The following is a 12,502-nucleotide window of genomic DNA, read 5'->3' on the forward strand; positions in this document are numbered from 1 at the left end:
TCAGGGGAAGCGGCGGCGGGCAAAGTAAGCTTGAGCGGTGACTCTCCGCCTCTACGACACCCGCGCGCAGCAACTGCGCGACTTCGTGCCTCTCGATCCCGAGAACGCCACGATGTACGTGTGTGGACCCACGGTGCAGTCCGGCCCGCATATCGGGCATGTGCGCGCGGCGCTCAGCTTCGACATCCTGCGCCGCTGGCTCACGCACCGGCACGGTCGCGTGACCTTCGTGCGCAACGTCACCGACATCGACGACAAGGTGCTGGCGAACGCCACCGATACCGAGCCATGGTGGGCGCTTGCCTACCGCATGGAGCGGGAGTTCACTGCTGCGTACGCTGCCGTCGGAATCCTCGCCCCGACGTACGAACCACGGGCCACGGCCTCGATTCCGCAGATGCAGGAGCTCATCACGCAGCTCATCGAGCGCGGGCACGCCTACCCGGCCGCGGACGGCTCGGGCGATGTCTACTTCGACGTGCGCTCGTGGAGCGCCTATGGCTCGCTCACTCGACAGTCGGTCGACGCGATGGAAGCGGCAGAAGACGCGGATCCCCGCGGCAAGCGCAGCCCCCAGGACTTCGCGCTGTGGAAGGGTGCCAAGGCCGGCGAGCCCGCGGACGCGACCTGGCAGTCGCCGTGGGGTGCGGGTCGTCCGGGCTGGCACATCGAGTGCTCGGCCATGGCCAAGCGCTACCTCGGTGCAGAGTTCGACATCCACGGGGGCGGCCTCGATCTTCGCTTCCCGCACCACGAGAACGAGCTGGCCCAGTCCACCGCCGCAGGCGACGGCTTTGCACAGTACTGGATGCACAACGGTCTTGTGACCGTGGGCGGACAGAAGATGTCGAAGTCTCTCGGAAACTTCACGCTCGCCGCCGATGTGCTCGCCGAACATGACCCGCTTGTCGTTCGCTACGCGCTTGCCGCCGCCCACTACCGCTCCAGCCTCGATCTCACCGAAGGGTCTTGGCAGGAGGCAGAGGCGGCGCTCGGTCGCATCCGCTCGTTCCTGGAGCGCGTCGCCCGCGCTGCCGGTGCCAGTGCGGGCGACGGCTCGGTTCCGGATGCGTTCGCGGCGGCGATGGATGACGACCTGGGCGTCCCGCAGGCACTCGCCGTCGTCCACGAGACCGTGCGCGCCGGCAACTCGGCACTCGACGCCGGAGACAGTGCGACAGCCCTCGGACACGCGGTGTCGGTGTCGCGCATGCTCGGCGTGCTCGGACTCGACCCCGCCGCCCCCGAATGGGCGCACGCACAGGGAGGCGCCGAAGCATCCGCTCTCGACGTCCTCGTGCAGACCATGATCACCCAGCGCGCCCAGGCGCGCGCAGACAAAGACTGGGCCGCAGCGGATCGCATCCGCGATGCGATCGCCGCAGCGGGCATCGTGCTCGAAGACGGCCCCGACGGAACACATTGGAGCATTGATGGCTAAGTTCGGAAACCCCTCTGCGGGCAAGAAGAAGAAGGGCCCTTCGAAGGGCACGGGCGGCCTCGGCCGCAAGGCGCTGGAGGGTCGCGGCCCGACCCCGAAGGCTGAGGATCGCGCCTGGCACCCGGCAGGCAAGCGCAAGGCTGCGGCCGAGCGTTTCGCGGCAGCCGGTGGAAAGGGCAAGCCCGGTCAGCGTCCGCAGTCGGGCAGCAACCCGAATCGTCAGGTGCGCGCGAAGGATGCGGCTGCTGACATCGAGACCGTCACCGGACGCAACTCTGTGCTCGAAGCACTGCGCACGAAGATCCCCGCGACGGCGTTGTACGTCGCGCAGCGCGTCGAGATGGACGACCGTGTCAAGGAGATGCTCTCGATCGCCACCAACCGGGGTATTCCGGTCATGGAGGTCACGCGCCAGGAGCTTGACCGCATGGCGGGCTTCGACGGCGTGCACCAGGGTGTTGCCATCAAGGTGCCGCCCTACGAGTACGCCCACCCGCAGGACCTGCTCGAGAAGGTCATCGACCGCGGCCAGGTTCCGCTGTTCGTCGCACTCGACGGCATCACCGATCCGCGCAACCTCGGCGCGATCATCCGCTCGACGGCAGCCTTCGGCGGACACGGCATCATCCTGCCGCAGCGTCGCTCCGCCGGCGTCAACTCCGCCGCATGGAAGACCAGCGCCGGCGCTGCTGCGCGTCTGCCTGTCGCTCTCGCCCCGAACCTGACGACCACGCTGAAGGAGTTCAAGAAGCAGGGCGTCTTCGTGCTCGGGCTCGACGGTGACGGTGATGTCTCCCTTCCGGCGCTCGAACTCGCTGACCGCCCCGTCGTGATCGTCGTCGGCTCCGAGGGCAAGGGTCTCTCGCGCTTGGTCACCGAGACCTGCGACCAGATCGTCTCGATCCCGATCTCCACCGCGACCGAGTCGCTCAACGCCGGTATCGCGACCTCCGTCGCGCTGTACCAGGTCGCGACGACGCGGGCGGCGAAGTAAGACACGGAAACGTTGTGAGAACGCCGCGGTCGGCTCGGGAATACCCGATTCGACCGCGGCGTTTCGCTTGATATTGCGCCCGATCGGAAGGACACCACATGGCTCGCATCGTCGTCATCGGAGGAACCGGCTATGCCGGAGGACACATCGTCGCAGAGGCGGTGCGGCGGGGGCATGAGGTCGTGGCGTTCTCCCGCTCTGTCCCTGAGGCTCCGGTGGAAGGGACGAGCTACGTGCAGGGTTCGGTGCTCGACGCTGAAGCCGTACGTCAGGTCGTCGATGGTGCGGATGCTGTCATCTCGTCGCTCTCTCCTCGGGGAGACATGAGCGACCTGGCTGTCGACGCCCTCGGCGGAGTCGCCGCAGCGCTCACCGGCACGTCGGCTCGACTGGGCGTCGTGGGCGGTGCGGGCGGAAGCCTCACCGCACCAGGCGGCCCGCGTCTGTTCGATCTCGACTTCCCCGAGGAGTACAAGCACGAGGCGCAGGCCGGAATCGACGCACTGGCTCTGCTTGAGGCATCCGACCCGTCGCTGGACTGGTTCTTCGTGCACCCCGCTGAGGTCTTCGGTCCGTGGGTCGAGGGCGAGCGCACCGGGCACTACCGCCGTGGTGACGATGGCGTGGTGATCCGCGACGCAGACGGCACCTCCACGATCTCCGGCGCCGACTTCGCGATGGCGATCGTCGACGAGATCGAGCGCCCCGCGCACCACCGTGCGCGTTTCACCGTCGGCTACTGAGCTCCGTTCAGACCAGATCGCGCCAGTCGACCGCATCCGCGTCGTCGTCGAGATCGATCATCCCGGTGATCACAGGCAGAGACATCGTCTCGGTCGGCGGTCCCATGATCGTCGCCTCATCTCGACGGTGGCGCAGTACCTGATCGATGTATGACGTGAGCACCTCAGCCAGCGCCACGGAGCGCCCCTGCGCCTGCGAGAGGTACCAGCGGTGCTCCAGCACCTGGTGGAACACCTCCGCCGGTTCGAGCTTCGCCCGCAGATCGTAGGGAATCGCGCGAACAACCGGCTCGAAGACTCGCGTCAGCCACTCGTGCGCGTACATCTCCTCGTCGACCCAGTCCTTGGTGGAACGGGCGCGGAACTCGTCGAGATCGTTCAGCAGGCGGCGCGCCTGGTTCTCCTCGACATCGAGACCTGTGAGGCGGATGAGGCGTCGCTGGTGGTGCCCCGCGTCGACGACCTTCGGCTGGATCTGTACGCGCGTGCCATCCGCCGTCGTCTGAATCGACATCTCGCCGATGTCGAAGCCGAGCGCGTTGAGCTTTTCGACGCGCTCGGTGATGCGCCAGGTCTCACCCGCGGCGAAGGACTCATGCGCGGTGAGTGCCGCCCACAGCGAGTGGTACGAGGAGACGATGCCATCGGCGATCGCGACGGCGTCCACGCCGTGCTCCAGCCGACCGCCCGCGGCCAGGTCCATGATCTCCCCGGCGATGTTCGTGCGGGCGACGTCCAGGTCGTGCAGGCGCTGTCCGTCGGTGAGTCCGCTCTCATGCAGCTCGCCCGTCTCCGCGTCGACGAGGTACGCGGCGAATGCACCGGCGTCGCGACGGAAGAGGGCATTCGACAGGGAGACGTCGCCCCAGAAGAACCCGACGTTGTGCAGGCGCACGAGCAGGAGTGCGAGGGCATCGACGAGGCGGGTGGCGGTGTCCGGGCGCAGCACCTGAGTGAACAGGGCGCGATACGGCATTGAGAAGCGCAGGTGCGTGGTCACGAGAGCTGCAGGCAGGGGAGTGCCGGAGGCATCCGCGCGACCGGCGATCACCGCGACCCGCTCCACACACGGCACCGCAAGGCGCGCGAGATTGCCGAGCATCTCGTACTCGCGCCGGGCCATCTCCTCCGTCGTCTCCTTGACGGCCACGACGCGACCCGACAGATCCGCGAATCGGACGAGGTGCCGGGACAGGCCCTTCGGAAGCGACACGATGGTCTGGGAGGGCCACTTGGCCAGTGGCGTCGACCACGGCAGCGCCAGCAGTCCGGGATCGACCGTGCTCGCCGTGATGCTCAACGACTTCTGCATCCGAGACCTCTCGTTCTCGCGGACGAAAAGAGCGCGGCACGGGAGACCGAGGTCTGCCCGTGCCGCGCTCTGTGAAAGTTACGCCGAAACGATCGGCGCGGCGTTCAGGCGGCTGCCGGACTCGATGTCGAACGCGTGCACGTGACCCGGGTTCGCAGCCAGCGTGACCGTCTCGCCCGCGTTCGGGTGGTTGCGGCCATCAACGCGCGCGACGATCTCGGTGCGCTTGCCCGCGACCTCGGCGTGACCGTAGAGGTAGCCGTCTGCACCGAGTTCCTCGACGAGGTCGACCGTGACAGACAGGCCCTTGCCGTCGGCGGGGCCGACCGTGATGTCTTCCGGACGCACGCCGATCGTGACCTGGCTGCCGTTCGCGCGACCCGCGGTGTCGCGGTCAAGCGGGACGACCTCCGAGCCGAACTGCACGCCGCCATCGACGAGGTCGGTCGCGAACAGGTTCATCGCGGGCGAGCCGATGAAGCCGGCGACGAAGACGTTCTCGGGCTTCTCGTACAGGTCGCGCGGGGTGCCGACCTGCTGCAGCAGACCGTCCTTGAGCACAGCGATGCGGTCACCCATGGTGAGAGCCTCGGTCTGGTCGTGCGTGACGTAGACCGTGGTGACGCCCAGGCGGCGCTGGAGCGACGCGATCTGCGTACGGGTCTGGACACGGAGCTTCGCGTCGAGGTTCGACAGCGGCTCGTCCATGAGGAACACCTGGGGCTGACGCACGATCGCGCGACCCATGGCGACACGCTGACGCTGACCACCCGAGAGGGCCTTCGGCTTGCGGGTCAGGTAGTCCTCGAGGTCGAGGAGCTTCGCGGCCTCGAGCACGCGAGCGGCGCGCTCGTCCTTGTTGACGCCGGCGATCTTCAGGGCGAAGCCCATGTTCTCGGCGACCGTCATGTGCGGGTACAGGGCGTAGTTCTGGAAGACCATGGCGATGTCGCGGTCCTTCGGCGGAACGTCCGTGACGTCGCGGTCGCCGATGAGGATGCGTCCGGCGTTGACCTCTTCGAGGCCGGCGAGCATACGCAGCGAGGTGGACTTACCGCAGCCGGAGGGGCCGACCAGGACGAGGAACTCGCCGTCGCCCACTTCGAGGTTCAGCTTGTCGACAGCCGGGCGGGTGCCGCCGGGGTACAGGCGGGTTGCGTCGTCAAAAGTGACAGATGCCATGGCATTTCTCCTTCACCGGCGGTACGTGCCGGGCGATCCTTCGTGATGGAAGCGGCGGTGCGATCCGCCGTGGCCCGTCTTTGGGCCAGATTCAGTATGGCATGACCGGCCGTGTCTGGGAATTTCTCAGCCTGTCTCGTTAACATCGATCTATTGCTTCGCGCAATCCACTGGGGGAAACCCATCCCCGCAAACTCTCAAGAGGAACGATGTCGAGCGACGAGACGCCGAACGTCCCCACCACCCGCAATTCGCGCGAGGCGGTCCGGGAAAAGGCCCAGCAGGTGCATGCCCAGCAGTCCAGAGCCCGCGTCATCCGACGCTCGGTGCTCGGGATCGTGGCGGTTCTCGTTGTCGGTGGCATCACAGCCGGAGTCGTGTGGGCCGTCAGCTCCTCGGCGTCCAAGCCCGAGCTCACACCCTCGAACATGAAGGACGACGGCGTTGTGCTTCGTGCGGTCAGCGCGGAAGACACGGGTGAGATTCCGGCGACGCCGACCCCGGATGACGCGACTGCCACGCCCGCTCCCACGGCGTTGCCGACGGTGGCCGCGGGTGCGGTCGACATCCATGTCTATGTGGACTACCTCTCGCCGGGTGCCGGCCAGTTCGAGCGCGCCAACGCGCGCCAGCTGGCGAGCTGGATCGACCAGGGCGCGGCGACCGTCGCGTATCACCCTGTCGCTCTCCTGACTGCCAACTCCAGCGGTACCAAGTACTCGCTGCGTGCGGCTGCGGCATCGGCCTGCGTGGCCTCGCTGTCGAATGACAAGTTCGCCGCGTACAACCACGAGCTGCTGCTCAGCCAGCCGGAGCTCGACACCGCTGGAAAGAGCGATGAAGAGCTGGCGGACATCGCGGTCGCCGTAGGCGTGGAACGACCGAAGGACGTGCGTGCCTGCATCCAGGGCAAGGATTTCGCCTCCTGGGCGAAGGACGCCACGGCCCGCGCCCTCGAGGGGCCTCTGCCCGGATCCAAGGATCTCGTTCTGAACGGCGCCCCGACGATCGTCGTGAACGGCCGCGCATACGTGGGCGCGCTCGACGACCCGGCGGAGTTCTCGCAGTTCGTCCAGGACATCGCCAGCGATGCGTACTTCTCCACGCCCACGCCGACGCCCACGCCGAGTCCGACCGAGACTGTTCCGGCGAGCTGAATCTGCCCCGTAGACTGGGGGCGACCCCGCACCGTCATCGGAGCGGACGGTCTCGCCGACTTGGCGCAATTGGTAGCGCACCGTACTTGTAATACGGGGGTTGCAGGTTCAAGTCCTGTAGTCGGCACACATCAGGAATCTCCCTCGTTCTCTGCGAAGAGCGAGGGAGTTTCTCGTCAGAACAGAGTGTGATTCTGCTGTTGCGGTCGCTGCGGCTGCACTTCGATGCGCGATGCCACGCCGGCGGATGCCCCGGCAGCGGCGCTGATCAGCTCGGCCGCAGGTGCATCGCTGGAGAGCCACTCCTCGGCGAAGCCCGCGGGGATGAGCAGGGGCATCCGATCATGAATCTCGCGCACACGGTCTCTGGCGTCTTCCATCACGATGCTGAAGCAGGTGACCTCGAGCCCGTCTGCGGTGCGCCCCGGGCGCGCGACGGCGGCGAGGCCGAGCATCTCGTCGCCGGGGAGTGCGAAGTGCTGCCAGATGCGCGAGGGCTTCTGCATCTCGCGCCAGTACGACGCGGGGACGATCGCGCGCTCGGGAAGGCCGCCGCGCGCCGATGCCAGTCGCTCGGAGCGCGTGTTGATGGAGGCGAATCCCGCGGGTACTCCGTTCACGAGATACCCCCACCAGCCGAGTTCCCAGCGATCTGAGCCGCGGATGATCGGATTCAGGTTGCGGAGGTTCTTGCCTGTGGGGAGAAGGACCTCGCCCGCGTTCTCGCGAGACCAGGCGCGCAGACCCTCGAGCATGTTCGCCTCGAGGGCAGCGCGGTACTCATCGTCGTTGTAGCGGGGGTCCAGCCCATAGCTCGCGCACATGACGTCAGAGTACGCGCGGCCGCCGACATCCGACAGGACATGCGGCGACCAGCGGTACCCTTGGACGAGTGACCGAGAACTCCGCCGCCCGCATGCCCACGATCATCGCGGTCGGCAGTGCGGTGTCGATCGGCGTGATGACGGCCATCCAGGCGCGGATCAACGGCGTCCTGGGCGTCACGCTCGACGACGGGATCCTCGCCGGTTTCGTCTCCTTCAGTGTCGGCCTGATCGCGCTCTTCGTTCTTGTGCCCCTCATGCCGCGTGCGCGACGCGGAGTCGTCACGCTGTGGAACGGGTTGCGCAACCGGGCCATCCCGTTCTGGATGCTCCTTGGCGGCGCCTGCGGCGCGCTCACCGTCTCGACGCAGGGGCTGGTCGCCGGAGCCCTCGGTGTCGCGCTCTTCACCGTCGGCGTGGTTGCCGGTCAGACCCTGCACGGCCTCGTGCTCGATCGCATCGGCTTTGGGCCGGCCGGTGTCGTCGCGGTGACACCTGGTCGCGTCATCGGCGGGGCTCTCGTGCTCGTCGCAGTGGGGATCTCGCTCGGTGGTGACGTGCTCTCGCAGGCGCCGCTGTGGATGCTGCTGCTGCCGTTCGTCGCTGGCGTCGGCATCGCCTGGCAGTCCGCCGCGAACGGGCGTCTGGCGCAGCGGGTGCAGTCCCCGATCGTGGCGACCTTCGCCAGTTTCTTCGGCGGTGCGATTCTGCTCGCGGTCGCCGCGATCGTGAACATCGCCGTCACGGGGCCGCCCGCGCCGTTCCCGACCGAGCCGTGGCTGTACGTCGGGGGCCTGATCGGTGTCGTGTACATCCTGCTCGGCACGTTCATCGTCGCCAGGATCGGTGTGCTCCTGCTGGGGCTCGGCTCCGTGCTCGGTCAGCTGCTGACGTCCGCGATCATCGACCTCATCTGGCCCGCGGCGGCAGGTCCCGCCGTATGGCAGATCATCACGATGGTGCTCGTCGGGCTCGCGGCCGTGTTTGCGGCGATGCCCCGTCGTCGCCGCGGTTAGGACTTCTTCTTCGCCTTCTTCGGCTTGTCCTTCTTGTTCTTCTTGTCCTTCTTCGCGGGCGCCTCGACGGGCGCAGCATCCGCGTCCTTCTTCGGCTTCGGCGCGGGCATTCGCGACATCAGCTCGCGGGCTTTGATCTCTTTGCGTCGCCCGGGCTTGCCCGCGGGCTTTCCGCCCACGTACAGCCAGCCGAGCAGCTGCTCGTTCTTGCCGAGACCGTGCGCCTTCGCGACAGCTCGCGAGCGGGTGTAGTGGCCTGTGCGCCAGATGACGCCCCAGCCGGCCTCGTCAAGCAGCAGGCTGAGCATATGGGCGACGCCGGATGCGACAGCCTCCTGCTCCCACATCGGAACCTTCTCGCTGGGGCGATAGCTGGCGACCACCGCGATCAGCAGGGGTGCGCGCAGGGGCTTGCTCGAGGGGGACTTGTCGCCCTGCGCTTTCGCGATCGCCGCGCCCAGGACGAGGCGATCGTCACCGCGCAGCTCGATCAGACGCCACGGGCGCAGCGAGGAATGATCCGCGACGCGACCGGCCGCAGCGACCAGGGTGACGAGATCCTCGTGCGAGGGGGCGACATCGGTGACTTTGGATCGGGACTGGCGTGCGCGGATCGCGTCGAGTGCGGTCACGACTCGGGAGCGGCGTCGGGCTGGAAGTTCAGCGCAACCGAGTTCATGCAGTAGCGGTCGCCTGTGGGCGTGCCGAAACCGTCGGGGAAGACGTGGCCGAGGTGTGAACCGCACGCGGCGCAGCGCACTTCGGTGCGCACCATGCCGAGGGTCGTGTCCTCGATGAGCTCGACGGCCTCCGGGCGAATCGACTCGTAGAAGCTCGGCCAGCCGCATCCGGAATCGAACTTCGTGCCACTGCGGAACAGCTCCGCGCCACACGCGCCGCAGGCGTAGAGGCCTGCACGTTCTTCGTCGAGAAGTGCGCCGGTCCAGGGGCGCTCGGTCGCGGCCTGGCGCAGGACGGCGTAGCTGGACTCGTCCAACTCGGCGCGCCATTCGCTATCGGTCTTGTTCACGCGGTACGACATGGATCCTCCTGTGTTGCATCTATTCTCAACCCATTTCGGCCGGGCGGGGGCATGCGGATGCCACGCGAGCGCGCCTGCGTGGATGCGAGCCCTGCCCGCCGTAGCCTGGAGGTATGACGGAGGAGCTGAGCGAGCGCGAGCGCGAGATCCTCATGATGGAGGCGCGCTGGCCGCAGCACAGCGGGGCGAAGGAGCAGGCGATTCGCGTCGAGCTGGAGCTTGCGCCCGCCCGCTACTATCAGCTGCTCGCGCGACTGATCCTCACCGAGCGTGCCCTCGCTCACGACCCGATGCTCGTTCGTCGCCTGCGCCGACGCGAGGAGCAGAGCGTCGAGCGGCGCGTCGCCCGAAGTGCGGGCTACCGCGGCTGAGAGTCTGATCGTCACGCGCACAGGTCGGTGCGGATAGCATCGAGGGGTGCCAGCACCCGTAATTCGTGATCGATTCGATGATGTCCCGCGTACGCAGGGACGCGTAGGAGCGCACCGCGCCGAGAACCCCGGCATGAACGGCGCTGTCGTCCTGCTGTGGTCGGCGGTCGCCGTCCTCGTCCTCGTCGTCGCCGGAATCTTCGGAGCGATGATCGTCATGGGCAAGGTATCGCTGTTTCCGCAGGCGGTCGAGACCGTGGCGCCGCAGCCGAAGGAGACCGGCGTCGTCGATACGACGTACTCCGTCTTGGTGCTGAATGCGACCACGACGCCGAACCTGGCAGCGACGACTCGCGACACGATCGTGAATGCCGGATGGCCCGCGGCCGCGGTCATCGCGGGAGACGCGAACGCCCAGGACTTCGCGACGACGACGATCTACTACGTCGCCGATGCAGACCGCCCTGCGGCGCTCGGACTTGCCGAGGTCCTCGGGGGAGTGCCGGTTGCGCAGAGTGATGTCCATGCGGGTGATGTCGCCGAGGGCGGCAAGCAGCTGACGGTCGTGATCGGACTGGATCGGGCGCCCGAGGCACCCGCGGACGCTCCGGAAGACGCGCCGGAGGACGCGCCGGAGGACGCCCCGGCGGAGTAGTCCCGTCCCGTTTCGCCAGGAGCGGAGTTGGCTTGCACTCGGTAGGGTCGAGTGCCAGAATGGCATTAGCACTCGCTATCAGTGAGTGCTAAATCCTCAACTTCCACGTCCAGGAGGGACGACAAGACTCATGGCAAAGATCATCGCTTTCGATGAGGAGGCCCGTCGCGGCCTCGAGCGCGGCCTGAACATTCTGGCTGACGCTGTCAAGGTGACGCTCGGCCCGCGTGGCCGCAACGTCGTTCTCGAGAAGAAGTGGGGCGCCCCCACGATCACGAACGACGGTGTTTCGATCGCCAAGGAGATCGAGCTCGACGACCCGTACGAGAAGATCGGTGCGGAGCTCGTCAAGGAGGTCGCGAAGAAGACCGATGACGTCGCCGGTGACGGTACGACCACGGCGACCGTTCTCGCTCAGGCGCTCGTGCGCGAAGGACTGCGTAACGTTGCAGCCGGCGCCGACCCCATCTCGATCAAGCGCGGAATCGAGAAGGCTGTCGCCGCCATCACGGCCGAGCTCCTCGCCAGCGCGAAGGAGATCGAGTCGAAGGAGCAGATCGCCGCGACCGCATCGATCTCCGCGGCAGACGCCGCGATCGGCGAGCTCATCGCCGAGGCGATTGACAAGGTCGGTAAGGAAGGCGTCGTCACCGTCGAGGAGTCGCAGACCTTCGGCACCGAGCTCGAGCTCACCGAGGGCATGCGCTTCGACAAGGGCTACCTGAACCCCTACTTCGTCACCGACCCCGAGCGTCAGGAAGCGGTCTTCGAAGACCCGTACATCCTGATCGCAAACCAGAAGATCTCCAACATCAAGGACCTTCTGCCTGTCGTCGACAAGGTGATCCAGGACGGCAAGGAGCTCGTCATCATCGCGGAGGACGTCGAGGGCGAAGCTCTCGCGACGCTCGTGCTCAACAAGCTCAAGGGCATCTTCAAGTCGGCTGCCGTCAAGGCTCCCGGCTTCGGCGACCGTCGCAAGGCGCAGCTGCAGGACATCGCGATCCTCACGGGTGGCCAGGTCATCACCGAAGAGGTCGGCCTCAAGCTCGAGAACGCCACGCTCGACCTGCTCGGTCGTGCACGCAAGGTCATCATCACCAAGGACGAGACCACCATCGTCGAGGGCGCCGGTGACGCCGACCAGATCGAGGGTCGTGTGACCCAGATCCGCCGCGAGATCGACAACACCGACAGCGACTACGACCGCGAGAAGCTCCAGGAGCGCCTCGCGAAGCTCGCCGGTGGCGTCGCCGTCATCAAGGCGGGCGCGGCCACCGAGGTCGAGCTCAAGGAGCGCAAGCACCGCATCGAGGACGCCGTCCGCAACGCGAAGGCAGCAGTTGAAGAGGGCATCGTCCCCGGCGGTGGCGTCGCGCTCATCCAGTCGGGCACCAAGGCGCTGGACGCGCTGGAGCTCACGGGTGACGAGGCCACGGGCGCGAACATCGTTCGCGTTGCCATCGAGGCTCCGCTCAAGCAGATCGCGCTGAACGCCGGTCTCGAGCCGGGTGTCGTCGCACACAAGGTGGCATCGCTTCCCGCCGGCCACGGCCTCAACGCGGCCACGGGCGAGTACGGCGACCTCTTCGCACAGGGCATCATCGACCCGGCGAAGGTCACGCGTTCGGCTCTGCAGAACGCGGCGTCGATTGCTGCGCTGTTCCTGACGACCGAGGTCGTCGTCGCCGACAAGCCCGAGAAGGCCGCCGCTCCGATGGGCGACCCGACGGGTGGCATGGACTTCTGAGTCTGAAGAGACCCA

Annotated in this window: 13 protein-coding genes and 1 tRNA gene; 9 read left to right on the top strand and 5 right to left on the bottom strand. The window is 67.2% G+C overall.

Going from position 1 to position 12,502, the window contains the following annotated elements:
• The first annotated feature begins 37 nt into the window (after window positions 1-37).
• The 3 genes from cysS (at window position 38) to AC1REM_RS08155 (ending at window position 3,178) form a co-directional block, all read left to right on the top strand.
• A complete protein-coding gene (cysS, locus tag AC1REM_RS08145; protein ID WP_492514172.1) occupies window positions 38-1,441 on the top strand; it encodes a cysteine--tRNA ligase in 1,404 nt (467 codons plus the stop codon).
• Window positions 1,434-2,435, top strand: coding sequence for a 23S rRNA (guanosine(2251)-2'-O)-methyltransferase RlmB (gene rlmB, locus AC1REM_RS08150; protein ID WP_492514173.1), 1,002 nt, complete (start codon window positions 1,434-1,436; stop codon window positions 2,433-2,435). Before cysS ends, rlmB begins: the two co-directional genes overlap by 8 nt.
• Window positions 2,436-2,533: 98 nt before the next feature.
• On the top strand, window positions 2,534-3,178 hold the full coding sequence (locus tag AC1REM_RS08155) for an NAD(P)-dependent oxidoreductase (RefSeq protein WP_492514174.1): 645 nt from the start codon (window positions 2,534-2,536) through the stop codon (window positions 3,176-3,178).
• Window positions 3,179-3,185: 7 nt separating this feature from the next.
• Here AC1REM_RS08155 and AC1REM_RS08160 read toward each other — a convergent pair whose 3' ends face one another.
• Together AC1REM_RS08160 and AC1REM_RS08165 are read right to left on the bottom strand one after the other, a co-directional pair.
• The gene (locus AC1REM_RS08160; protein WP_492514175.1) at window positions 3,186-4,490 is read right to left on the bottom strand and encodes a DUF4032 domain-containing protein; all 1,305 of its coding nucleotides are present in this window, start codon (window positions 4,488-4,490) and stop codon (window positions 3,186-3,188) included.
• 78 nt (window positions 4,491-4,568) lie between these two features.
• A complete protein-coding gene (locus AC1REM_RS08165; protein ID WP_492514176.1) occupies window positions 4,569-5,672 on the bottom strand; it encodes an ABC transporter ATP-binding protein in 1,104 nt (367 codons plus the stop codon).
• A 209-nt stretch (window positions 5,673-5,881) separates the two neighbouring features.
• On the opposite strand from AC1REM_RS08165, the gene AC1REM_RS08170 reads away from it, so the two are divergent.
• Both AC1REM_RS08170 and AC1REM_RS08175 read left to right on the top strand, forming a co-directional pair.
• Window positions 5,882-6,829, top strand: coding sequence for a DsbA family protein (locus AC1REM_RS08170; protein WP_492514177.1), 948 nt, complete (start codon window positions 5,882-5,884; stop codon window positions 6,827-6,829).
• A 54-nt stretch (window positions 6,830-6,883) separates the two neighbouring features.
• A tRNA-Thr gene (locus AC1REM_RS08175) sits at window positions 6,884-6,956 on the top strand.
• A gap of 49 nt (window positions 6,957-7,005) precedes the next feature.
• On the opposite strand, the gene AC1REM_RS08180 is transcribed toward AC1REM_RS08175, so the two are convergent.
• Window positions 7,006-7,653, bottom strand: coding sequence for an SOS response-associated peptidase family protein (locus AC1REM_RS08180; RefSeq protein ID WP_492514178.1), 648 nt, complete (start codon window positions 7,651-7,653; stop codon window positions 7,006-7,008).
• Between the two features lie 68 nt (window positions 7,654-7,721).
• Between AC1REM_RS08180 and AC1REM_RS08185 the strand changes: the two genes are divergently transcribed.
• Window positions 7,722-8,669 (top strand): DMT family transporter, encoded by a 948-nt coding sequence (locus AC1REM_RS08185; RefSeq protein WP_492514179.1) that lies wholly within the window; start codon window positions 7,722-7,724, stop codon window positions 8,667-8,669.
• Here the strand turns inward: AC1REM_RS08185 and AC1REM_RS08190 are convergent.
• Window positions 8,666-9,301, bottom strand: a complete 636-nt coding sequence (locus AC1REM_RS08190) for a nitroreductase family protein (RefSeq protein WP_492514180.1) — start codon at window positions 9,299-9,301, stop codon at window positions 8,666-8,668. The two genes, AC1REM_RS08185 and AC1REM_RS08190, sit on opposite strands and share 4 nt — an antisense overlap.
• The gene (gene msrB / locus AC1REM_RS08195) at window positions 9,298-9,711 is read right to left on the bottom strand and encodes a peptide-methionine (R)-S-oxide reductase MsrB (protein ID WP_204939361.1); all 414 of its coding nucleotides are present in this window, start codon (window positions 9,709-9,711) and stop codon (window positions 9,298-9,300) included. The genes AC1REM_RS08190 and msrB overlap by 4 nt, the downstream gene beginning before the upstream one ends.
• 113 nt (window positions 9,712-9,824) lie before the next feature.
• Between msrB and AC1REM_RS08200 the strand changes: the two genes are divergently transcribed.
• From AC1REM_RS08200 to groL, 3 genes are all read left to right on the top strand, one after another.
• A complete protein-coding gene (locus AC1REM_RS08200; RefSeq protein WP_492514181.1) occupies window positions 9,825-10,082 on the top strand; it encodes a DUF3263 domain-containing protein in 258 nt (85 codons plus the stop codon).
• 46 nt (window positions 10,083-10,128) lie between these two features.
• Window positions 10,129-10,737 (top strand): LytR C-terminal domain-containing protein, encoded by a 609-nt coding sequence (locus AC1REM_RS08205; RefSeq protein WP_492514182.1) that lies wholly within the window; start codon window positions 10,129-10,131, stop codon window positions 10,735-10,737.
• A 130-nt stretch (window positions 10,738-10,867) separates the two neighbouring features.
• Entirely contained in the window at window positions 10,868-12,487 is a 1,620-nt protein-coding gene (gene groL, locus AC1REM_RS08210; RefSeq protein ID WP_492514183.1) for a chaperonin GroEL, read from the top strand.
• Window positions 12,488-12,502: the final 15 nt, after the last annotated feature.

It is taken from the genome of Microbacterium sp. GW823-FHT02G05 (assembly GCF_058797175.1).

Coding starts and splice junctions, on each gene's coding strand:
- AC1REM_RS08180 (WP_492514178.1), bottom strand. CDS start 7,653: ATGTGCGCGAGCTATGGGCTGGACCCCCGCTACAACGACGATGAGTAC.
- AC1REM_RS08160 (WP_492514175.1), bottom strand. CDS start 4,490: ATGCAGAAGTCGTTGAGCATCACGGCGAGCACGGTCGATCCCGGACTG.
- AC1REM_RS08170 (WP_492514177.1), top strand. CDS start 5,882: ATGTCGAGCGACGAGACGCCGAACGTCCCCACCACCCGCAATTCGCGC.
- msrB (WP_204939361.1), bottom strand. CDS start 9,711: ATGTCGTACCGCGTGAACAAGACCGATAGCGAATGGCGCGCCGAGTTG.
- rlmB (WP_492514173.1), top strand. CDS start 1,434: ATGGCTAAGTTCGGAAACCCCTCTGCGGGCAAGAAGAAGAAGGGCCCT.
- AC1REM_RS08200 (WP_492514181.1), top strand. CDS start 9,825: ATGACGGAGGAGCTGAGCGAGCGCGAGCGCGAGATCCTCATGATGGAG.
- AC1REM_RS08165 (WP_492514176.1), bottom strand. CDS start 5,672: ATGGCATCTGTCACTTTTGACGACGCAACCCGCCTGTACCCCGGCGGC.
- AC1REM_RS08155 (WP_492514174.1), top strand. CDS start 2,534: ATGGCTCGCATCGTCGTCATCGGAGGAACCGGCTATGCCGGAGGACAC.
- groL (WP_492514183.1), top strand. CDS start 10,868: ATGGCAAAGATCATCGCTTTCGATGAGGAGGCCCGTCGCGGCCTCGAG.